This window comes from Streptomyces sp. NPDC045470, from assembly GCF_040646595.1.
In the GTDB taxonomy this organism is placed as follows: domain Bacteria; phylum Actinomycetota; class Actinomycetes; order Streptomycetales; family Streptomycetaceae; genus Streptomyces.
Map to the genome: position 1 here is coordinate 140,880 of NZ_JBEZAN010000017.1, position 20,891 is coordinate 161,770.

Here is a 20,891-nt window from a genome sequence, read left to right on the forward strand (position 1 = left end):
GACCTTTCGCGGCCGATCGCGCGAAACTGTTCCCGTGAGACACGTCATCGCCCTTGATGTGGGCGGCACCGGAATGAAGGCCGCCCTGGCAGGCGCGGACGGCACGCTGCTCCACGAGGCACGGCGCCCGACCGGCCGCGATCGCGGCCCGGAAGCGGTCGTCGCCTCGATCTTGGACTTCGCCGAGGAACTGCGCGAAACCGGACGGCAGCGGTTCGGCAGCACCGCCGCGGCGGCCGGCGTCGCCGTCCCCGGCATCGTCGACGACGCGCGCGGCATCGCCGCGTACTCCGCCAACCTGGGCTGGCGCGACGTCCCCCTGCGCACGCTGCTCTCCGAGCGCCTGGGCGGCGTCCCGGTCGCCCTCGGCCACGACGTCCGCACCGGCGGCCTCGCCGAGGGCCGCATCGGCGCGGGCCGCGGCGCCGACCGCTTCCTGTTCGTACCGCTCGGCACCGGCATCGCCGGCGCCATCGGCATCGAGGGCCGCATCGAGGCGGGCGCGCACGGCAGCGCGGGCGAGATCGGCCACATCGTCGTACGGCCCGGCGGCCCCGAGTGCGGCTGCGGCCAGCGTGGCTGCCTGGAGACACTGGCCTCGGCCGCCGCCGTCGGCCGCGCCTGGGCCGAGGCGTGCGGCGATCCGCAGGCCACCGCCGCCGACGCCGCCAAGGCCGTCGAGTCCGGTGACGCCCGCGCGCGGGCCGTCTGGCAGGACGCGGTGGACGCCCTCGCCGACGGCCTGGTCACCTCGCTCACCCTGCTCGACCCGCACACGCTGATCATCGGCGGCGGGCTCGCCGAGGCGGGCGACACGCTGTTCGAGCCGCTGCGTGCGGCGGTCCGCTCCCGGGTGACCTTCCAGCGGCTCCCCCTGATCGTTCCGGCGGCGCTCGGGGACGCCGCCGGCTGCCTGGGCGCAGGTCTGCTCGCCTGGGATCTTCTCTCCACGGAGGTAACTGCCTGATGCCGCTGCAACAGTCCGGGGACAGCGCCCCGAGCCCCCGGCGCACCGTCCTGACCGGCGCCCGGGTCGCCCTGCCGTCCGGTGTGGCCGACGCGGGCCTGGTGGCCTTCGAGGGCACCCGTATCACCGACGCGGCGGACGCCGCCGGGGCGACCGCCCCGGCCCCCGGCGACCAGGTGATCGACCTGACCGGCCACCTCGTCGTCCCCGGCTTCGTCGACATCCACGTACACGGCGGTGGCGGCGGCTCCTTCTCGTCCGCCGACGCCGAGGAGTGCCTGACGGCGATCGGCACCCACCGGCGGCGCGGCACCACCACCCTGCTCGCCTCTACCGTCACCGGCGACCTCGACGACCTGGCCCGGCAGGCCGCCGTGCTGTCCGAGCTGACCGAGCAGGGCGACCTGGCCGGCATCCACTTCGAGGGCCCGTTCATCTCCCCGCACCGCTGCGGCGCCCACCAGCCCGGCCTGCTGCGCGACCCCGACCCGGCGGACGTGCGCAAGCTCGTCGACGCCGCGCGCGGCACCGCGAAGATGATGACCCTGGCGCCCGAGCTGCCCGGCGGCCTGGACTCCGTGCGGCTGCTCGCCGAGGCGGGCGTGATCGCCGCCATCGGCCACACCGACTCCTCGTACGACGCGACACGTGAGGCCATCGACGCGGGCGCGACCGTCGCCACCCACCTGTTCAACGCGATGCCGCCGCTCGGGCACCGTGCGCCGGGCCCGATCGCCGCACTCCTGGAGGACGAGCGGATCACCGTCGAGTTGATCAACGACGGTACGCACCTGCACCCCGCCGTCCTGGAGATGGCCTTCCGGGACGCGGGCGCGGACCGGGTCGCCTTCATCACCGACGCGATGGGCGCGGCCGGCATGAACGACGGCATGTACCCGCTCGGCCCGATGACCGTCGAGGTCAAGGACGGTGTCGCCCGCATCGCCGACGGCCCCACCGCCGGTTCCATCGCGGGCTCCACCCTCACCCTCGACCTCGCCTTCAAGCGCGCGCTCACCATCGACGGGCTCACCGTCGCGCAAGCCGTACAGGCCCTGTCCGGCAACCCGGCCCGGCTGCTCGGCGTCGCCGACCGCACCGGCTCGATCGAGGCGGGCAAGGACGCGGACCTGGTCGTCCTGGACGCCGCGTACGACCTGGTGGGCGTGGTGCGGCGCGGGGAATGGGTGGTGCGGCCGGCGGGGGTGTGAGGGGACGTACCGGACAGCGGGGCGGAGCGCCTGCGCCCGCGTGACGTGCGACAGGGCCGAACGGGCCCCGGCACGTGCCACATGGCCGGTTCGGGGTGCCCGGACCGGTGCAGACCGTGCGGCGGTCGGCCCAAGGGCTGGGCCAACCACCGCTCGCGATGGCATGATCGCTGCGCACTCGCGCACCAGCGCACCGGTCCGTCCCGTACGGACCCACCGGCCACCGGCCCGGTGTGCCGCCGTATGTCCACGTACGTTCCGGGGAGGGGGAACCATGATCCTCACGGTCACGCTGAACGCAGCCCTCGACATCACCTACCGCGTGCCCCGGCTCCAGCCGCACTCCACCCATCGCGTCACCGAAGTCTCCGAGCGCCCGGGCGGCAAGGGCCTGAACGTCGCCCGGGTCCTGACCGCGCTCGGCCACCGGGCGGTCGCCACCGGCTTCGCGGGCGGCGGCACCGGCGACGCGCTGCGCTCGCTGCTCACCCAGGAGACCTCGGTGACCGACGCGCTGGTCCCGGTCGGCGGCGCGACCCGGCGCACCGTCGCCGTCGTGGACGAGTCCACCGGCGACACCACCCAGCTCAACGAGCCGGGGCCGATCGTCACACCCGCCGAGTGGGACGCGTTCATGTCCACCTACCGCGAACTGCTCAACGGCGCGCAGGCGGTGGCCCTGTGCGGCAGCCTCCCGCCGGGCGTCCCCGTCGACGTCTACGCACGGCTGACCCGCGCCGCCCGTACCGCGGGCGTGCCCGTCCTGCTGGACACCAGCGGCGAACCGCTGCGCCGCGGCCTGGCCGCCCGCCCCGACCTCGCCAAGCCCAACGCCGACGAACTGGCCGCCCTCACCGGCTCCACCGAACCCCTGCGCGCCGCCCGCGACGCCCGCCGCCGCGGCGCTCACACGGTGGCCGCCTCGCTGGGCGCCGACGGCATGCTCGTGGTCACCGCGGACGGCGCCTGGCAGGCCGCCCCGCCCCGCCGGATCGCCGGCAACCCGACCGGCGCCGGTGACTCCGCGGTGGCCGGCCTGCTCTCCGGCCTGGTGGAGGACCTGCCCTGGCCGGCCCGCCTGGCGCGTGCGGTGGCCCTGTCGGCGGCGACCGTACGGGCTCCGGCGGCCGGGGAGTTCGACCGGGGCACGTACGAAGAGCTGCTGGGGCGCGTGACGGTGACGGAGCATCCGGTGGCGGCGTAGGGGCCGTGGCGGCCCGGCCCTTCCGGGTACTGCCGAGTACTGCTGCGGGCCGCGGCTCAGCGCTGCACGTGCCCCGCCTTGAGGTAGACCCGGTCGAGATTGACCTCGCACTGGTCGCCCTGCTCGCAGGAGATCTTGAGCGTGTTGGTGCCCTGGTTGAGGGTGATCCACCGGTAAGTGGTCGTCCAGCCCTTGTCCCAGGCGCCTTCGGCGGCGTGCGCGAAGTTCGACATGTTGATCTTGTCGGGCTGCCCGCCGTTCACCCCGAGCGACGCCTTCATGTCCTTCCCCGGCACCCCGTAGTCGATGAGCAGGGTGTACTCACCGCTCTTGGGGACGTCGACCGACCAGGTGGCGGAGGCGCCGACCTTGTTCAGCGACACGTAAGCGCCGTTCGCCGCCTTGGCACCCGGCACCGACTTGTCGGTGCTCGCCTCCGGGCTGAGCGAGAGCGACGCCGCGGCCTCCTTCGGCAGCGGCCCCTGGGACGGCTTGCCGGACGGCTTGTCGCTGGGCTTGACGGACTCCCCGGCCGTCGGGGTCGGGTCGGCGCCGCCCGCTTCGTCCTTCTTGTCGCCGCTCTTGTTGGTGATCATCGCCACGCCGATACCGATGCAGACCACCGCGACGACCGAGACCGCGCCGATCAGCAGGCCCTTGTGGTTGCGCCGGGGCGCGCCGCCGTCACCGTGACCGGGGGGCGGGCCCTGGCGGGCGCTGTCGGCGCCCGGGAGTGTCTCGGGGGCCGCGTAGTGGGCGTTCTGCTGACCGTACGGCTGCTGGTTCTGCTGCCCGTACGGCTGCTGCGGGGGGACCTGCTGCTGGCCGTGCGGCCGCTGCCCGTACTGGCGCTCACCGACCGCGCGCACCTGGTTGTACGAGGCACGCGGTACGCCCGGCCGGCGCGCTGCCGAGCCGCCGCCCGCCGCGCCCTGCGCGCCGCCCTCGCCGCCCTCGGAGCGGTAGAGGTGGGCGAACGGGTCGTCGTCCTCGGGCGTGCCCGCACCGTTGTTGCCGGCCGTCATTCCGTGTCACTCCCCAGCGGTCTGTACGAGGTGGCTGCGCTGATCTTCGGGCCCCCGGCGGCGGCCCCGCCGCATCGGCGCAGCCTACCCCGTTCGAGCGATGGCACGCGGAGCCGGAACGGCCACAGGGTCGCTACAGAAACATGCGGCGGAGGTCCTGTCGGGGCCCCCGGGAGGCGCACTGCGGTGGTCAGGGGCGTACCAGGGCATCAGACCGCGCGTTCGGACAGCGCGCGCCCGCTCGCCCCCACTCCCGCTCGGTCCGCGCGCCCGTCCGCCCCGCGCGCCCGCTCGCTCCGCACTTCCGCTCGGCCCGCGCGCCCGCTCGGCCCGCACGCCGGCTCACCCCGCGCGCCGGCTCGCCTTCGAGCGGGACCGCTTCTCGACGTACATCCGCTGGTCCGCTGACTGCAGGACCTCCTCGGCCGACATCCCGCAGGCCGCCCACCCGATGCCGAAGCTCGCGCCGACCCGTACGCCGCGCCCGTCCACCCGGATGGGCGGGATGATGCCGTTGCGCAACCGGACCGCGAGGTCCTGCGCGTCGGCCTTGCCCAGGCCGTCCGCGAGCACCACGAACTCGTCGCCGCCGAGCCGGGCGACCGTGTCGCCGTCCCGGACCCCGTTGGTCAGCCGCCGGGCCACCTCGATGAGCACCGCGTCACCCGTGTGGTGCCCGAACCGGTCGTTGATCGACTTGAAGCCGTCCAGGTCGCAGAAGAGCACCGCGAGCCCCTTGGCCCCGTCGTCCTCCGGTCCGTCCGACGGCGCGATGACGTGGACATGGTGGTCGTACGGTCCGGACGGTCCCCGCTCCGGGCCGTCGGCGGCGTCGTACCCGTCGAAGACCTCGGGGCCGTCCGAGCCGAACCCGTGCGCCTCCTGGAAGGCGGCGACCGACGCGGCGGAGGCGGCCGAGGCGTACGCGTCCGCGTCCGAGCCGGGCGGGCGCGAACACAGCCGGGCGCCGAGCCGGGCCCGCAGCTCGGCGCTGTTGGGCAGCCCGGTCAGCGCGTCGTGGCTGGCACGGTGCGCGAGCTGGAGCTCGTGGCGCTTGCGCTCCTCGATGTCCTCGACATGGGTGAGCAGGAAGCGCGGGCCGTCGGCGGTGTCGGCGACGACGGAGTTGCGCAGCGAGACCCACACGTACGTGCCGTCGCGGCGGGCGAGCCGCAGCTCGGCGCGCCCGCCCTCGGCGGAGGTGCGCAGCAGGGTGCCGATGTCCTCGGGGTGTACGAGGTCGGAGAAGGAGTAGCGGCGCATCGCGGAGGCCGGGCGGCCCAGCAGACGGCAGAGCGCGTCGTTCGTACGGTGGAGCCGGCCGTGCTGGTCACCGCCCATCTCGGCGATGGCCATGCCGCTGGGCGCGTACTCGAACGCCTGCCGGAAGCTTTCCTCACTGGCACGCAGGGCCTGCTGCTCGCGCTCCAGGCGGACCAGCGCGCGCTGCATGTTGGCGCGCAGCCGGGCGTTGCTGATCGCGATGGCGGACTGGAACGCGTACATCTGCAGCGCTTCCTGCCCCCACGCGCCGGGGCGGCGGCCGTTGCGCGGCTTGTCGACGGAGAGCACGCCGAGCAGCTCGCCCCCGCCGTTCGCGGCCGTGTACATGGGCGCGAAGAGGCGGTCCATCGGATGCCACTCGTCGGGGAAGCGCGGCTCGGGTCCGGCGGCGTGCCACTGCGGCACATCGTCGTCGTCCAGCACCCAGCCCTCGGTGTGCGGGATGAAGCACAGGCCGCCCCAGCGTTCGGCCATGTTCAGCCGGCGGTCCCACGAGCCGCGGGAGCCGACCCGGCCCGCCATGAGGGCCTCGGCACCGGCGCTGCCGGCCACCGCGGCCACCACGAGGTCACCGTCCGGCCGTACGAGGTTGACCGCGGCCAGCTCGTACCCGAGCCCCGTGATCACTCCGTCGGCGACGGTCTGCAGGGTGTCTGCAAGGCTGCGTGCGGTGTTCAGCTCGGCGACCACTTGGTGCAGCTGCCTCAGGGTCGCAAGACGGACGTATGGCTCCGACTCGGTCTCCATCGCTCGCTCTCCCCGAGACCTCGACAGCAACTCCAGGATTCTGTGTCGTCCGATTGCCACGGCCACTGAATCACAGTGAGCTGTTCACTCGGTACACAGGGTCAACAATTACCGGCTGCTGTGACTCAAGTCACAGAGCGTGGTGACCGTTTGGCGATCTTCACAGAGGTGCCACTGGAGGCACTTCTACAATTCCTGAACGCAAATCCGGACGCACGACACGCTCGGCCGCCGGACCTAGGCCGCGTCTGGTCCCCGGGCCCGATGCGAGCAGCCTACGGCCCCCGTTAGCGTTCATGGCGTGTTCACGAAAACCTCCGCCGCCACGCCCGGTGATCACCCCGCGGCGCCCGTCACGCCACTCTCCGCGCCCGGTGAAGGGTCGATCCCCCATCCTGGAGGGGTGAGTGACGACGAGTTCCGCGCCGCCCTGTCCCGGCTCGCCGCCGGGGTCGTACTGATCACCGCACACGATCCGGAGGACGGACCGCGCGGCGAGGACGTGGGCATGACCGCCACGGCCTTCATGTCGGTGTCGCTCGAACCGCCCTTGGTGATGGTGAGCGTTCGCAACGACTCCCGCATGGACGACCTTCTGGAGCGCCAGCCCCTTTGGGCAATTTCGGTGCTGTCGCAGGGGCAGCGGCACATTGCGGGCCGGTTCGCCATGAAGAACCGCATCAGCGACCGACTGCTCTTCGAGGACATTCCTACGGAACGGGGCGAACAGGCCGGAGCCCCTCTGATCGGCGGCGCCCTGGCCCACCTGGAATGCCGTACGGAACAGCGGGTCGTGGCCGGCGATCACACCCTGGTGATCGGGCGCGTCCTGGCGGCGGACGTGGCCGGGGAGGACAAGGGGCCGCTCGCTTACTTCCGGGGGAAGTACCGGCATCTGGGGTGAGGGGGGCTCGGGGTGAAAGGAGGTGCGACTCGGGGTAAAGGGGGCGGCTCGGCCAAGGGGGGCCGGGCTGGAGAGCGGGGGGGGGCGGAGGGTACGGGGGTACAGGGCGCGGGGGTACGGGGGCCTGCGCGGTCCGAAGGCCGCTGCCGAGGAGGCGGCTTCAGCCCCAGTCGCGACCGGAGCGACCCCGCTTGACGTCGCCGCGCTGCTTCTTCTCCCGCAATCGGCGTTCGTTGATGCCGCGCGGTATCCGGCTCTTGCGCCGGGGCTTGGGCGGCGGCGCGGTGACCTCGGCGAGGAGCGAGGCGAGCCGTACGGCGGCGGTCTCCCGGTTGCGCCACTGGGAACGGTGCTCGGAGGCTCGTACGGACACCACTCCGCCGTTCAGCAGGCGGCCGCGTTCGGCGAGCCGCTGGAGGGCCCGCTCCTTCCAGACCTCGGGCAGCGCATCGGTGGCCGCGACGTCGAAACGCAACTCCACCTGGCTGTCCGACGTGTTGACGTGCTGCCCGCCGGGCCCCGAGGAACGCGTGAATCGCCACACCAGCTCGGCCTCCGGAAGAGCGACCGAACCGCGGATGACATAGGGCCCTGACATGCCCCCATGATCCCGCGTCCACCCGCTCCCGTCACCTTCTTTTGCCGCATCCTCCCGGCCGCCCGCCTTCGCCCGTGGCCTCTTCCCGCCCCCCGGCATCAGGAATTGGCAAAGAAAGTAAAGGGAGCTGGAACCCGACGGTCCCTTCGTGGCGTTGTGCAGGGTGACGGTAGCTTCGTCCGCAGTACGGAGCCCGACGATTCGACGAGGAAAGGGACATCCCCATGGCTGTAAGCCTGTCCAAGGGCGGCAACGTCTCGCTCACCAAGGAGGCACCGGGCCTGACCGCCGTCACGGTCGGCCTCGGCTGGGACGTCCGCACCACCACCGGCACGGACTTCGACCTCGACGCGAGCGCCATCGCGGTCAACACGAGCGGCAAGGTCTACTCGGACCAGCACTTCGTCTTCTTCAACAACAAGGTCACGCCGGACCAGTCCATCGAGCACACCGGTGACAACGTCACCGGTGAGGGCGAGGGCGACGACGAGCAGATCAAGGTCAACCTGGCCGCCCTCCCGGCGGACATCGACAAGATCGTCTTCCCGGTCTCGATCTACGATGCCGAGAACCGCAGCCAGAACTTCGGCCAGGTGCGCAACGCCTTCATCCGCATCGTCAACCAGGCCGGCGGCGCCGAGATCGCCCGCTACGACCTGAGCGAGGACGCGGCGACCGAGACCGCCATGGTCTTCGGCGAGCTCTACCGCAACGGTGCCGAGTGGAAGTTCCGCGCCGTCGGCCAGGGCTACGCCTCCGGCCTGGTCGGCATCGCGAAGGACTTCGGCGTCAACGTCTGACCCCGAACCCCCTTCCCCGACGCAGCCCACCCCTGACGGACCTGCGCCTCGGACAGCCACACACCGCCCCCGCCAAGACCGAGGTCTTGGCGGGGGCGGTGCTTTGGGTGGGGGTGCTTGGGGCGGTGGGGGTGCTTGGGGCGATGAGGGGCTTGGAGTGTGGAGAGAGCGGGGGGGGCGCTTGGGGTGGTGTGGAGAGCGGGGTGAGGTGCTTGGGGTGGGGTGGGACGCTTTGGGGGGCGGGCGCGGGGCTTGGGGTGGGCGCGGGGCTTGGGGCGGAGAGAGGTGCTTGGGACGGGCTCGGGGGTGGGGTGGGGCGGGGCTTGTGTGTGGGGGGGGGACGGTACTTGGGGCGGGGTGAAGTGCTTGGGGTGGGCCTGGGGCGGGGACGAGACTTGCTGCGGGGCGCGGCGTATGGGGCCCGGATTGTTGACCGTACGGCACGCCGCTCAGGCGGGGCGGCAAGGTTTACGGGAGCGCGTCGCTTCGGGCAGGGGCGGAGTTTGCGGTGATACCCGGTACTGGCGGGGACGCGGCTGCTCCCGCCCCTCGAAGAGACACTCTCCCCGCAAGTGGGCGGCCCCCTGGCTGGACGGTTCCCTGGCCGGGTGGTCCCGCGCGGCCGGGCTGCCCGCGCGGGGCCGGGGTGCCCCGACAGCGACGACAACCTGGCGTTGCGTTCGTAGTGGTCCCCGAGCGGACGGGGTTGACCTCCGCATGGCGGCCGACAGCATGGATACGTCTCGTGGTCCCCGGGCGTACAGGATTGGTTTCAGGACGGAACGGCGTCGCGATCCGATGCCCGGTGACCACCGCGCACCGGTTGGTCACGGATCCCACGGCGGCCGGCCTGTCTTGCGGCGTGGCATGTCGTGACGCGGTGATTCTGAGCGAGCGGGCGTGGGAGGCGCGAGCGGCGGGTGGGAGTCGGTGAGCCGGTGGGATGGTCGGGACACGCGGCAAGCGTGAGCAGTGAACGTGAGCACCGAACGGATCCGGTGGGCTCTGGCAGCGGCCCTGGGCTTGATGGTCTGTACGAGGGACCGCGGCGGTGAACACCGACCGCTCGTCCACCTACCTGTCGCCCCTCCCCCCTCGCGCCCCTCGCCCGCCGGCCCTTCGAGGCCGTAGCCATGGGTGTGACTGCGGGCGTGGGTGTGACTGCGGGCGTGGCTGTGGGCACGGCCGTGGCTGTGGGCATGGCCGTGACCGTGTGGCTCTCTCGTGGCTACGGCCGTGAGGTGTTGCCAGGCCCACCACCCGGCGCGGTCCACCCCCCTCAAAAACCGGGCGGCTGTCCGTAGCGCGTGGCCATGGGGCTACGGGCCATGATCCTTCTCAAGTTGCCGCAGACGAGTTGAGGAACGAAGAACATGCCTGAACACCGACACCGACACCGCATCGACCGACGGGCGCTACTGGCTACGGCAGTGATCGCAACGGGAGCACTCCTCGCCCCCGTGACAGCCGAAACCGCCCAAGCTTCTTCCTCCGCCGCTCCCCTCACCATCGCCCCCATCCCCTCTGCCACCTCGGCCGGCTCCGCCGCCCCAGCCCACACAGAACGCCCGGCGCGCAACCCGGTTCCCGCGCTGGAGCGAGCAGCCCATCCGCTGCGCTCGACCGAACCGGGCGGAGACACGTCCGACCTGCGCGCCTTGTCCACCATGGTCGGCAACGCCAAGGTCGTCGGCCTCGGTGAGGCCACCCACGGTTCCCACGAGTTCTTCACCATGAAGCACCGCGTCTTCCGCCACCTCGTCGAGGAGAAAGGATTCACCACCTTCGCCCTGGAGCTGAGCTGGTCCGCGGGGCTCCAGATCGACGAGTACCTCCAGACCGGCAAAGGCGACGCCCGCCAGGTCGCCAAGCAGGCCCTGGCCAACTCTCCATGGGACCGCGAGGAGTTCGTCAGCCTCATCACCTGGATGCGCGACCACAACCGTCGGCACCCCGGCCGTACCGTCCACTTCATGGGCGACGACATCGGCGCCCCCAGCATCAACGACGAGTTCTTCGACCGCGTGACCGGCTACGTACGACGGAACCACCCGCAGTCGCTACCGAAACTCGACAAGCTGTACACCGGCCTGCGCCCGATCAACGACGTCTTCGCCTACCTGCGCAAACCGCCCCCGGAACGCCAACGGCTCGCCGTCAAGGCTCAGCAGGCCCTGGACCTGATCAGCGGCCTGAAGGGCTCCGGCGGGGACGCCTTCGACTGGGCCGAGCAGAATGCCCGCTCCATCGCCCAGACCACCAAGTTCCTCACCATGGACGTCACCGACCCCGCCTCGGTCTCCGCCTCCCAGCGCTACCGCGACCAGGTGATGGCCCAGAACATCACCTGGTGGCAGCGCCGAACCGGCCACAAAATCCTGCTCTCCGCACAGAACGACCACGTCGGCTACGTCGCCGGGGACCGCACCACATACCCCAAAACGCAGGGCTCCTTCCTACGCGACGCGCTGGGCAAGAACTACACACCCATCGGCTTCACCTTCCACCAGGGTTCCTTCCTGTCGAAGGACGCGGCCCTCACCGGCGACTGGAAGAAATTCACCGTGGGCGCCCCCGATATCGACATGAACGAGCACACCCTCGACAAGGTCCGCCACCGGAACTTTTACTTCGACGTCCGCCGCACCTCACCCACCGCACACGCCTGGCTGAACGTCACCCGCCCCACCCGCAACATCGGCACCCAGCACCCCCACCCAGACGCCCACGTCGCCATCGCCCGCTCCTTCGACGTCCTCATCCACCTCCACACCATCCACGAGGCCACCATCCCGAAGCCGTAACACCCGCCCTCAGCCCGACACGGCTCAGCGCGGCTCGGGCACAGCGCGGCTCGGCACGGCTCGGGCTCGGCACAGCGCGGCTCGGCCCTCGCAGGGCCCGCCCTCCCTTCCCTACTGCACCGCACGCGCAGTCCCGCTCGTCCACCCGTCCACCCATCTCCCCGACCAGCCGCGCCACCCTCCCGGCCGTCCGGCCGCGCCACCGAGCCCCGGCCGCACGGACTCAAGCGGCCACGGTGAAGAAGACCGGCCTCGGCGTCCGCCCCGTCTCGATCTCGCACAGCATCTCGGCGGAAAGCCCCCCGTCGCGTCCGCGACCACACTGCGGCCTCCGTGGCCACGAGCGACGGAGGACCAACCATGGTGGAGATCACCACAGACGCGGCACTGGATGCGATGCGTGTGGCCGGACGCGTGCCGGCCGACGCGCTGGAGTCGGTACGGAGTGCCGCCTCCCCGGCATGCAGCTACGCGAACTGGACGACGTGGCCCGTACGGTCCTGCACAAGCCCGGCGCCGCCTCCCCCTCCTCGGACCCCGCCCGCAGTCCGCCCCCGCCCCCTTCCCTGCCGTCCTCTGCATCCCCGTCAACGACGCCATCACGTACGGCCTCCCCGTCCCGTACCGGCTGCACGACGGCGACCTGATCAGCGTCGACTGCGTCGTGACCATGGACGGCTGGGCAGACGAAGCGGTCGTCAGCTCCACCGTCGCCACCGAGCCGCGAGCCCGGCGAGCCCGGTGGACCGGAAGCTGATGGACACCACCCGGCAGGCACTGGAGGCGGGCATCACCGCGGACATCACCGCGGCCGTCGCCGACGCCCGTGTCGGGGACGTCACCCACGCGGTCGGCCGCGATCGAACCGATGTTCCTGACGGACGGCGGAGACGACTACCACCCGGCCGCCGACGGCGGAACGCTGCGCACCACGTCCACCACCGCCGGCAGCCGAGCCGCCCACTTCGAATACACCGTGCCCATCACGGACACAGGCCCCGTGTACTGCCCCCGGCCGTAACCACCGCATGCCCGGCCTGTCCCGACCCGCCCCGGCGAAGCCGCGACCATCGACTGCCAGTCCTGGCCGCCGAGCGGCCAAGCAGCCAAACAGCCGCCCCGTCGGCCCTCCTCCTTACAGCTCGTCCAGGTCGACCGCCTCCGCCATGGCGCGGTACCCCGCGTCGCTCGGATGCAGGTGATCGCCGACGTCATAGGCGGGGGCCAGGCGGTCCCGGTCGGCCGGGTCGGCCAGGGCCCGGTCCAGGTCCGCGACCTCGTCGTACTCGCCGGAGGTGCGTATCCACTCGTTGAGCGCGTCCCGCTTGGCCTCGCCCCGCTCGGAGTAGTACGCGGCGCCCTTGAACGGCGTCACCGTCGCACCGATCACCTTCACTCCCGCCGCGTGCGCCTGGCGGATCAACGAACGGTGCCCCTCGATGAGCTGGGCGAGCGATACGTCCGGGGCCGGGCCGCCGGGCCAGTCCGGCGAGGCGCTGGCGCCGATGTCGTTGATCCCCTCCAGCACGATGACCGTGCCCACGTTCGGCTCACCGAGTACGTCGTGCCGGAAACGGGCCACGCCCTTCTCCCCGGCCCATGTCGAGTCCGCGGTGACCCGGTTCCCGCCGATGCCCTGGTTTAGTACGCTGCGCGGATGCCCGGTGGCCGCCAAGCGCTCCGCCAGCGCGTCCGGGTAGCGGCGGTTCGCGTCCACGGTCGAGCCGTAGCCGTCGGTGATGGAGTCACCGAAGGCCACCACCGCGCTCCGGCGGGCGTCGTCCTTGCCGCCGGTGACCTCCACCCCCGACAGGTAGTACCAGGACTGGGACTGTTCGGTGAAGGCCGCGCCCCCGGTGTCCGCACGGTGATCACCCGCCGCGCGGTAGGTCGTGGCAAAGGACGACTGATGGAAGGTGGCCGGTCCGGTGGGTCCGGCCAGGTACAGCGTCACGGTCAGGGACTCCAGCGCCTTGACCTTCATCGGCAGCCCGTCACTGCGTACCTCTCCGCCTGCGGGCACGGTCACCGACTGCTGCCGCCCGAAGAGCAGCTTCCGTACGGTCCCGTCCTGCACCGTCGCTCCCTTGCCCGCACGGGCGACGGTCGCGCCGGTCACCGTCAGCGGCGTACGGCCGTAACGGTTGGACAGCTCGATACGGGCCTGGGTGCCACCCGTACTGACCCGCACCACCTGCCGGACCGTCTGATCGGTGAAACCCTGCGTCGACCAGTTCGGGCTCAGCGCGTTCGGTGCCTGCACGGAGGTCGCCCAGCCGCCTCGCCATCGCTGCCCGTGGCCGTGGCCGTCGCCACCGTTGCCGTAACCGCTGCCGTGAGCTTCCGCGAAGCGCCCGGTGCTCCCCTCACCCGAGCCCGCCGCCGTCCCCGATATCCCCGACGCCCCTGCGACCCCCGCCACGGGCGCCGACGCGGCCACCGCGGCCGCCTCCCGCTCCGTACCGAGCACGGGAAGTGCCGCCAGTACCGCGGCGGCGAACAGTGCGACGCCCGAACGTCTGGTCATGGAACCCGTCATGATCCTTCCCCACCCTCTGCCTTGTTGTCCCGCTCGTCCGCTGCCCTGTCCGTTGGTTCGTTGTCTCGCTGCTTGACCACTTCGATGCTGACTACTGCGGTGCTTCGCTACATCGCTACATCAGTCCGTCGGTCCGTCACTGCTCTTTCACCGGCAGGTCGGCCGATCTGTCCGGCCCCTCCACTCGCTGGGACGACCGCGACGGCGCGGCCGAACGTACGAGCGTGACACCATCAAGAACGTGATCGACCTCGGCTATTCCCTTTCCCGCCGTTTTCCGGACCCGCCGCAGACGGACTACCGGACCGCGGACGTGCGGGCCCTGCGCCACGACCTCTTCTGCGGCGATGTCTACCTGGCCGACACCAAGGAGGACCGCGAGGTCCAGACGTCCTGGGGCTGGGTGCCGGTGCTGGACTTCGCCTGGGCCCTGTGCGACATCGTCGAACGGATCGACCGTGACCCCCTCGGCAACCGCGCCGCGCAGCCGCAGTTCGCGGAGCTGGATTTCACCGAATCGGCGGACCGGATGTACTTCGAGCGCCGCTTCGGCTGGGTGGACGTCGACGCCGACTGGATGCCGGCCGACGAAGCCCCGCTCACCTTCCAGCACTCCGCCTTGCGCCGCGAGGCCCGTGACTTCCTGCACGACCTGATCGCCGACCTCACCGACCTGCACGACGGACTCGGTGACAACCCGGCCGTATGGGACCTCCAGGCCCGCTTCCCCCGTGTCTGAACGTTCGCCGCTGCGCGCCTCGACCACTCCGCTCGCGCGCTCCACTCACCCGTGCCACTCCGCAGTCCCCTCCCCGGCCGGTCCGCCGCGCCTCCGACGTTCAGACCACTCCCTGTAATCCACTCCCCATGACTTACTCCCCGCCGCACCCTCCGCTCACTCCACCCGCACCCCTATCTCCGCCGCGAAGGCCGGCGCCAGGTCCATCAGCTGCGCCGAGCTGATCACCGCGCCTGCCAGCCGGTCGATCCCCCGGGCGATGTCCAGCCGGGCCACCCCGCGCAGGTCCACATCCCGCATCCGTACGCCGCTGAAGTCCGCCCGGGTCAGCGTGCAGTCGTCGAAGCTCACCCGTTCCAGCTCCGCGCCGGCGAAATCCGCCTCGACCAGTACGCACCCCTCGAAGGCGACATCTCTCAGCTTCGCCTTGCGCAGATTCAGGAAGTCGATCTTCCCGCCGCGCACCACCACCCGCTCCAGCACCGCCGCGTGCATCTGGACGCCGCCGAGCCGCGCGTCCAAGACCTCGACATCCCTCAGCGACACCTGCGACAGGTCCGTGCCCACCCCGCGCACTCCGTCCAGCACGCTGTCGATGAACCGCGCCCGGCTCAGGACCGCTTCGTCCAGCGCGCACCGCCGCAGAGCGCAGTCCATGAACCGGGCCCCGCGCCCCGACTGCCCCGTCAGGTCGGTGTCCGCGAACTCCAGCCCGTCGTAGTCCCCCTCGGTCTCCAACTCGGCGTCCGCGTACGCCTGCAACTCCGGCAACCGCACCGTCGGCCGTCGCACCTCCGGCACCGGCCGTGCCCCTCCGCCCTCCCGCACGGAACGCCCCGCTCCGTCCCGCCGCACCGGCCGCCCCGTCCCGCCGCCACGCTCCCTCACGCCGTCCACCGCCGTTCACCGCCGTCCTGATCTTCCGTGCCGAACCCACCTGCACGACCAACTGACCCCATCGTGAACCACCCCACTGACAATTCCCCGGACCAGCCAGTTGACCAGCGAAAACGTCACTCGGTTCACGCCCCCTCGCGCCAGCTCGCGCCGACCCGCTCCAGCTCCCGTCGGCACACGCACGCGATTTCGCGGCCCGGCCTTGACCTCAACCAAAGTTGAGGAAACAGAGTGAGAGCCAACGGCCCGCTCACCCGTCCCGCCGGCTCGCCCGGCGGGACGGCCATCGCCCTCACCTGGAGATCACCATGCACGCGATCCGGCTGCACGCCTTCGGCCCCGCCGAAAACCTCACGTACGAGCAGGTCGAAGACCCCTGCCCGGGCCCCGGGCAGGTGCGGATCGCGGTGGCGGCGGCCGGCGTCCACCTGCTCGACACAGCCCTCCGCGAAGGACTCGCCGGCGGCCCCGCCCCGCTCCCCGTCCTGCCGACCGTCCCCGGCCGGGAGGTCGCAGGCACGGTGGATGCCCTCGGCGAGGGCACGGATGCCGTATGGCTGGGCCGCCGGGTCGTCGCCCACCTGGGAATGAACCCGGGCGGTTACGCCGAGAAGGCCGTCGTCGACGCCGGCAAGCTCCACGACATCCCCGGAAATCTGGACGAAGCCCAGGCCGTAGCCATGATCGGCACCGGCCGCACCACCATGGGCATCCTGCTCTTCGCCGACCTCACCGCCGACGACATCGCGATCGTCCCGGCAGCGGCCGGCGGCATCGGCTCCCTGCTCGTCCAATACGCGAAGAACGCCGGCGCGACCGTCATCGGCCTCGCCGGCGGCCCGGTCAAAACCGAACGCGTACGAAAGCTGGGGGCCGATCTGGCCGTGGACTACAAGGAAGCCGACTGGCCCTCCGAGGTACGCGCCTTCCTGGACGGACGGGACGCCCCCGGTGCCACCCTCGTCTTCGACTCCGTGGGCGGCGCACCGGGCCGCGCCGCCGTGGAACTGCTCGCCCGCGGCGGACGTCACCTCGTCTTCGGCTGGTCCTCGGGCGGCCTGCTGACCGGCGGACCGTTGGAGTTCGCCGAAGGTGAGCTGGCCGAACGCGGCATCACCTCGGAACACGTACTCGGCCCGGCGATGATGGCCAAGGCGGGCGGCGACCAGCCGATGCGCACCCTGGAGACCGCGTCCCTCGCCGAGGCGGCGGCCGGCCGGCTCGTACCGGATGTGCAGCGTTTCCCGCTGGCCGAGGCGGCCGCCGCGCACCGCGCCCTGGAGAGCCGCGGCACGATGGGCAAGGTCGTCCTGATCCCGTAGTCGCAAACCCGAAGCCCGAAGCCGAGAGCCGGAAGCCCATAAACAGACGTCCGTAGCGCCCAGCCCGCCCCTCCCTGCCCCCTTCAGCCCTTCACCGCCCCCTCCCCCTCACCATCTCCTCCCTCTCAACCATCTCCCCTCACTCCACCACCCTCAACGCCCGCTCACTCGCGTTCAGCCACCGCCCGCCCGTCTCCGTACACGTCACGATGTCCCCGATCCGCACGCCGAAGCGTCCAGGAAGGTAGATCCCCGGCTCGACCGAGAAGCACATTCCCGGGGCCAGCGGTAGTTGTTCGCCCTCGGCCAGGTACGGCGGCTCGTGGGGGAGGGCGCCGATTCCACGGCCCGTACGGTGGGTGAAGTACTCGCCGTAGCCCGCCGCCTTGACGACCCGCCGGGCCGCCCGATCGATCTCCTGGCAGGCCACACCCGGGCGGACCGCCTCGAAGGCGGCCTGTTGCGCCTCCCGTACGACGCCGTGCACCTTGCGGTCCTCGGGCGACGGCGGCCCTACGTGCACGGTCCGCCCGGTGTTCGAGCCGTACCCGTCCCACAGGCCGGCGAAATCGAGCACCACCATGTCGCCGCTGGTGACGACCCGTTCGCCCGCCTCGTGCCGCGGGTCGGCGCCGTTGGGCCCCGACCCGACGACCGCGAAAACGACCACCTCGTGACCGTTCTCAGCGAGCAATCGGGCGATGTCCGCAGCCACTTCGCTCTCCCGCCGCCCGGCGAAACGCAGGCCGAGGACCGCCTCGTACACGGCGTCCGAGGCCGCCGCCGCGGCTGCCAGCCGTTCCACCTCGAAAGCGTCCTTGACCGCACGCAACATCGGCAGCGCCTCCGTCACCGCGACGTACGAGATTCCCGGCGCGGCGCGCTGCAACGCCAGCAGGTCACGGGCCCACGTCATGTCCGAAACGCCGTAACGTCCCCCCTCCCCCAGCCATTTCGCGACAAGGCCATACGGGTCCGCGCCTTCCGCCCAAGCGGCCACCGACAGCGCGCCCGCCCCTGCGGCCTGCTCCACGACGGCCTCCTCGTCCGCCGGTACCAGCAGTCGCGGCTGCCCCTGCGCGGTGACGACCAGCGCGGTCATCAGCCCCCTGAAGCGCGCCGGCGTGTAGCCGCACAACCACTCCATCAACGGCCCTGGCGTCACAATCATCCCCGCCAGCCCCGCGTCCTCCGCCGCGCGGGCGGCCCGCGTCAACCGGCGTCCGTAGTCCTCGGCCCTCATCGACGTCGCCATGGCGAGAACCTACGCCGCTACGCCCGTTTCCCACCCCCACCAACACGCCGCCCCAAAGCCACAGTCGGCGTCCGGCCCCAGCCCGCCTCCTACCTCGCACCCGACCGAACCGGACCAGACCGAACCGGACCCGAGATATCGGGTGCGGAACCATGCAGTCTTCCTACCGTCATAGGCGTAAGAGAAGGAGACCGGAGTGCTGGAACCGCTGAACGAGGCCCTGGATCACATCGAGGCACAGATCCGCCGACGAATCGAGGTGGCCGAGCTGGCCAGAATCGCCATGACGTCGGAATACCACTTCCGCCGTATGTTCTCCGCGCTCGCCGGGATGCCGCTGTCCGAATACATCCGCCGTCGGCGGCTCACGGTCGCGGGAGCCGAAGTGCTCTCCAAGGACCGGACACTGCTGGATATCGCGGTGCGGTACGGATACGGCTCAGGGGAAGCGTTCGCGCGGGCGTTCCGGGCCGTACACGGTGTGGGACCGGGCGAAGCACGGCGGGACGGTGCTCCGCTGCATGCCCAACCCCGGATGTCCTTCCGTCTCGTCGTCGAAGGAAGCAGCAGTATGCGCTACCGGATCGTGAAGAAGGAACAGTTCCGCGTCGTAGGCAAGAAGGCACGGGTCCCGCTCGTCCATCAAGGAGCGAACCCGGCGATCGCGGAATTCGTCCGGAGTATCGACCAGGAGACGATGCAGCGGATCACCGCGCTCTCCGACCAGCAGCCGGAAGGACTCGTAGCCGTGTGCGACGACCTCGATCCGAGCCGCGCGGAGGGCACCGAACTCGACTACTACCACGGTGTGGTGACCCGGTCGGGCCCGCTGGACGATGCGCCCAACGCGCCCGACCAGGACGACCTGGAAGACCTGGACACGCTCGTCGTCCCGCCGGGCACCTGGGCAGTCTTCGAGAATTCCGGACCGTTCCCGGAAGCGCTGCAGATTCTGTGGCGCGACGTGTTCACGCAGTGGTTTCCGTCCAACCCGTACCAGAGCAGGCCGGGGCCCGAAATCCTCCGCACCCGCCTCTCGGAAAACGGAAACCAGGCGGACGCGGAACTGTGGATTCCTGTGGAGCGGGTACCCGTTTCCGACTGACGCGGCCCGTCCGGCCACATCGTCCTATGCGTCGGCGGCGATGGTGTCGGCGCCGGAGCCCGGGGCGGCCTGAGCGCTGTGCACTGCCGAGAGGAAGTAGGCCGCGGCCACCGGTTTCTCGGCAAAGGGCGGCTCCAGCCGGGCGGCCCTGATGAGCAGCCCTACGGGGGACTCCCGTTTGTACAGCATGACGTCCTCGGCCTCCCGGGACGGCATCGGCGACGGCAGATGGGCTATGCCGTCGTCGATGAGCCACTTACTGATTTCGGCGGCCCGGCCGATGCTGAGACGACCCCATTCGGCGTTGTACTGCTCACGCAGCCAGCCCATGGAGACGGCTGCCACCCCGTTGCCGTTGTCCAGTTCGCGCCAGACGGCTTCCCGGTCCCGCATAGTCCCCTCACCCTGATGTTACGGATGACGGGATTGTCCCACCAGTGCCCTCCGGCACTGGACGGGGGCAGGGACGGGCCCGCCCCGGGGCCGTGCGCGTCACGCGTTAGCGCAGCGTTAGTCGGACAACGGCGAAAAGGTAGCGGTGGCCGACAACCTTGTTCTCACCAACCGACGCCGAACGGGGAGAAAAAGCATGTCGCACCTCACCACACTTGGTCACGTACGCAAGGCTGCCGCCGCCGTGGTCATCGCCGCCGCCGCATTCGGTCTCACCGCCTGTGGCCAGGACGGCGGCACCAAGGCCGCTTCCTCGCCGTCGACGTCCTCCTCCGCCTCCTCGTCGTCGGCCTCTTCGTCGTCTGCCTCCGACGGTGGCCGGCAGGCACCCGCCACCTCGACCAAGACCACCCCGAAGACCTCCCACGGCGCTTCGTCGAGCGCCTCCAAGGAGACGGGTGAGCGCTGCACGAACAAGTTCGACTACGCAGACGACCCGAGGTCCAACGCCGAAATCAACAGCATCGGCGCAGAAACCGGCCACTGCCCGACCCCCAAGAAGAAGAACGCCACGCCGCCCGGCACCCCCAAGAAGCCCGGCGTCAGCTGCACGAACCAGATCAACTACGCGGGCGACCCCAGGTCCAACGCCGAAATCAACACCCTCGGCGACAAGACCGGTTACTGCCCGCCGATCAAGCACTAATGGGCTCTTGCCGTACCCGCCCCACTCCCAGCAGGACATGTCCATCTCCACTGGGCTACTCATCACAGATGACGACACAAAAGACGAAAACCGGCGCGTTCGCGGTCGCAACCTGAGTCACCATCATCCTGATCCTGCAGTACGAGACAGAAATGTCCTGGGCCCGCTCCGCCCTGTGGGGGCCCAGGACACGGCCGCGGAGGCCAACCTCCTCGGCATCCAGTAGAGCGCGCTGGTGACTCACATCAGACGTACGTACATCTCGGAGGACGGCCAGCCGGTCGAGACGGCGGACATCGTCGTATCGGCCGCGTACTGCGGGATCGTTTACGAGGGCCCGATCGAGCACCATGCATAGGGTGATCCGATCCGCACGCCGGCTCACCTTCTC

At 71.1% G+C, this 20,891-nt stretch carries 17 protein-coding genes and 2 pseudogenes; 12 read left to right on the top strand and 7 right to left on the bottom strand.

Annotated elements, in window-relative coordinates:
* Positions 1–34 precede the first annotated feature (34 nt).
* The 3 genes from AB0A97_RS33320 (at position 35) to AB0A97_RS33330 (ending at position 3,382) form a co-directional block, all read left to right on the top strand.
* A complete protein-coding gene (locus AB0A97_RS33320; protein ID WP_361157066.1) occupies positions 35–967 on the top strand; it encodes an ROK family protein in 933 nt (310 codons plus the stop codon).
* Positions 967–2,178: an N-acetylglucosamine-6-phosphate deacetylase gene (gene nagA, locus AB0A97_RS33325; RefSeq protein WP_361157068.1), complete on the top strand. Its 1,212-nt coding sequence runs from the start codon at positions 967–969 to the stop codon at positions 2,176–2,178. Before AB0A97_RS33320 ends, nagA begins: the two co-directional genes overlap by 1 nt.
* Before the next feature lie 274 nt (positions 2,179–2,452).
* On the top strand, positions 2,453–3,382 hold the full coding sequence (locus AB0A97_RS33330; RefSeq protein WP_361157070.1) for a 1-phosphofructokinase family hexose kinase: 930 nt from the start codon (positions 2,453–2,455) through the stop codon (positions 3,380–3,382).
* Positions 3,383–3,438: 56 nt separating this feature from the next.
* On the opposite strand, the gene AB0A97_RS33335 is transcribed toward AB0A97_RS33330, so the two are convergent.
* On the bottom strand, positions 3,439–4,407 hold the full coding sequence (locus AB0A97_RS33335; protein WP_361157073.1) for a carbohydrate-binding protein: 969 nt from the start codon (positions 4,405–4,407) through the stop codon (positions 3,439–3,441).
* Positions 4,408–4,749: 342 nt separating this feature from the next.
* A complete protein-coding gene (gene cdgB, locus AB0A97_RS33340; RefSeq protein ID WP_125054776.1) occupies positions 4,750–6,438 on the bottom strand; it encodes a diguanylate cyclase CdgB in 1,689 nt (562 codons plus the stop codon).
* A 385-nt stretch (positions 6,439–6,823) separates the two neighbouring features.
* On the opposite strand from cdgB, the gene AB0A97_RS33345 reads away from it, so the two are divergent.
* Positions 6,824–7,342 (top strand): flavin reductase family protein, encoded by a 519-nt coding sequence (locus AB0A97_RS33345; RefSeq protein WP_361157158.1) that lies wholly within the window; start codon positions 6,824–6,826, stop codon positions 7,340–7,342.
* 160 nt (positions 7,343–7,502) lie between these two features.
* Here AB0A97_RS33345 and arfB read toward each other — a convergent pair whose 3' ends face one another.
* The gene (gene arfB, locus AB0A97_RS33350) at positions 7,503–7,940 is read right to left on the bottom strand and encodes an alternative ribosome rescue aminoacyl-tRNA hydrolase ArfB (RefSeq protein ID WP_125045473.1); all 438 of its coding nucleotides are present in this window, start codon (positions 7,938–7,940) and stop codon (positions 7,503–7,505) included.
* Between the two features lie 224 nt (positions 7,941–8,164).
* Between arfB and AB0A97_RS33355 the strand changes: the two genes are divergently transcribed.
* The 3 genes and pseudogenes from AB0A97_RS33355 (at position 8,165) to AB0A97_RS33365 (ending at position 12,565) form a co-directional block, all read left to right on the top strand.
* Positions 8,165–8,740 (top strand): TerD family protein, encoded by a 576-nt coding sequence (locus tag AB0A97_RS33355; RefSeq protein WP_030022317.1) that lies wholly within the window; start codon positions 8,165–8,167, stop codon positions 8,738–8,740.
* Positions 8,741–10,200: 1,460 nt separating this feature from the next.
* A complete protein-coding gene (locus tag AB0A97_RS33360) occupies positions 10,201–11,544 on the top strand; it encodes an erythromycin esterase family protein (protein ID WP_361157077.1) in 1,344 nt (447 codons plus the stop codon).
* Between the two features lie 360 nt (positions 11,545–11,904).
* Positions 11,905–12,565: pseudogene (locus tag AB0A97_RS33365) on the top strand (M24 family metallopeptidase).
* Between the two features lie 114 nt (positions 12,566–12,679).
* On the opposite strand, the gene AB0A97_RS33370 reads toward AB0A97_RS33365, so the two are convergent.
* Positions 12,680–14,071, bottom strand: a complete 1,392-nt coding sequence (locus AB0A97_RS33370) for an SGNH/GDSL hydrolase family protein (RefSeq protein WP_361157080.1) — start codon at positions 14,069–14,071, stop codon at positions 12,680–12,682.
* Positions 14,072–14,324: 253 nt separating this feature from the next.
* Here AB0A97_RS33370 and AB0A97_RS33375 point away from each other — a divergent pair, with 253 nt between their 5' ends.
* Positions 14,325–14,822 (top strand): hypothetical protein, encoded by a 498-nt coding sequence (locus AB0A97_RS33375; RefSeq protein WP_031004826.1) that lies wholly within the window; start codon positions 14,325–14,327, stop codon positions 14,820–14,822.
* Between the two features lie 156 nt (positions 14,823–14,978).
* On the opposite strand, the gene AB0A97_RS33380 is transcribed toward AB0A97_RS33375, so the two are convergent.
* On the bottom strand, positions 14,979–15,623 hold the full coding sequence (locus AB0A97_RS33380) for a pentapeptide repeat-containing protein (RefSeq protein ID WP_361157084.1): 645 nt from the start codon (positions 15,621–15,623) through the stop codon (positions 14,979–14,981).
* A 404-nt stretch (positions 15,624–16,027) separates the two neighbouring features.
* Here AB0A97_RS33380 and AB0A97_RS33385 point away from each other — a divergent pair, with 404 nt between their 5' ends.
* The gene (locus tag AB0A97_RS33385; protein ID WP_361157086.1) at positions 16,028–17,041 is read left to right on the top strand and encodes a zinc-binding dehydrogenase; all 1,014 of its coding nucleotides are present in this window, start codon (positions 16,028–16,030) and stop codon (positions 17,039–17,041) included.
* 139 nt (positions 17,042–17,180) lie between these two features.
* Here the strand turns inward: AB0A97_RS33385 and AB0A97_RS33390 are convergent, their stop codons facing one another.
* Entirely contained in the window at positions 17,181–18,296 is a 1,116-nt protein-coding gene (locus tag AB0A97_RS33390) for an aminopeptidase P family protein (RefSeq protein WP_361157089.1), read from the bottom strand.
* A 196-nt stretch (positions 18,297–18,492) separates the two neighbouring features.
* Between AB0A97_RS33390 and AB0A97_RS33395 the strand changes: the two genes are divergently transcribed.
* The gene (locus AB0A97_RS33395) at positions 18,493–19,401 is read left to right on the top strand and encodes an AraC family transcriptional regulator (RefSeq protein WP_361157092.1); all 909 of its coding nucleotides are present in this window, start codon (positions 18,493–18,495) and stop codon (positions 19,399–19,401) included.
* A gap of 24 nt (positions 19,402–19,425) precedes the next feature.
* Here the strand turns inward: AB0A97_RS33395 and AB0A97_RS33400 are convergent, their stop codons facing one another.
* Entirely contained in the window at positions 19,426–19,794 is a 369-nt protein-coding gene (locus AB0A97_RS33400; protein WP_361157094.1) for a hypothetical protein, read from the bottom strand.
* A 196-nt stretch (positions 19,795–19,990) separates the two neighbouring features.
* Here AB0A97_RS33400 and AB0A97_RS33405 point away from each other — a divergent pair, with 196 nt between their 5' ends.
* Together AB0A97_RS33405 and AB0A97_RS33410 are read left to right on the top strand one after the other, a co-directional pair.
* Positions 19,991–20,500, top strand: a complete 510-nt coding sequence (locus AB0A97_RS33405) for a hypothetical protein (RefSeq protein ID WP_361157097.1) — start codon at positions 19,991–19,993, stop codon at positions 20,498–20,500.
* A 190-nt stretch (positions 20,501–20,690) separates the two neighbouring features.
* A pseudogene (locus AB0A97_RS33410) lies at positions 20,691–20,858 on the top strand (GntR family transcriptional regulator); the annotation flags it as partial.
* Positions 20,859–20,891: the final 33 nt, after the last annotated feature.

Bases quoted from the DNA above. Each gene is read 5' to 3' on its own strand.
- nagA (WP_361157068.1), top strand. From the start codon at position 967: ATGCCGCTGCAACAGTCCGGGGACAGCGCCCCGAGCCCCCGGCGCACC.
- AB0A97_RS33330 (WP_361157070.1), top strand. From the start codon at position 2,453: ATGATCCTCACGGTCACGCTGAACGCAGCCCTCGACATCACCTACCGC.
- AB0A97_RS33335 (WP_361157073.1), bottom strand. From the start codon at position 4,407: ATGACGGCCGGCAACAACGGTGCGGGCACGCCCGAGGACGACGACCCG.
- cdgB (WP_125054776.1), bottom strand. From the start codon at position 6,438: ATGGAGACCGAGTCGGAGCCATACGTCCGTCTTGCGACCCTGAGGCAG.
- arfB (WP_125045473.1), bottom strand. From the start codon at position 7,940: ATGTCAGGGCCCTATGTCATCCGCGGTTCGGTCGCTCTTCCGGAGGCC.
- AB0A97_RS33355 (WP_030022317.1), top strand. From the start codon at position 8,165: ATGGCTGTAAGCCTGTCCAAGGGCGGCAACGTCTCGCTCACCAAGGAG.
- AB0A97_RS33370 (WP_361157080.1), bottom strand. From the start codon at position 14,071: ATGACCAGACGTTCGGGCGTCGCACTGTTCGCCGCCGCGGTACTGGCG.
- AB0A97_RS33385 (WP_361157086.1), top strand. From the start codon at position 16,028: ATGCACGCGATCCGGCTGCACGCCTTCGGCCCCGCCGAAAACCTCACG.
- AB0A97_RS33390 (WP_361157089.1), bottom strand. From the start codon at position 18,296: ATGGCGACGTCGATGAGGGCCGAGGACTACGGACGCCGGTTGACGCGG.
- AB0A97_RS33400 (WP_361157094.1), bottom strand. From the start codon at position 19,794: ATGCGGGACCGGGAAGCCGTCTGGCGCGAACTGGACAACGGCAACGGG.
- AB0A97_RS33405 (WP_361157097.1), top strand. From the start codon at position 19,991: ATGTCGCACCTCACCACACTTGGTCACGTACGCAAGGCTGCCGCCGCC.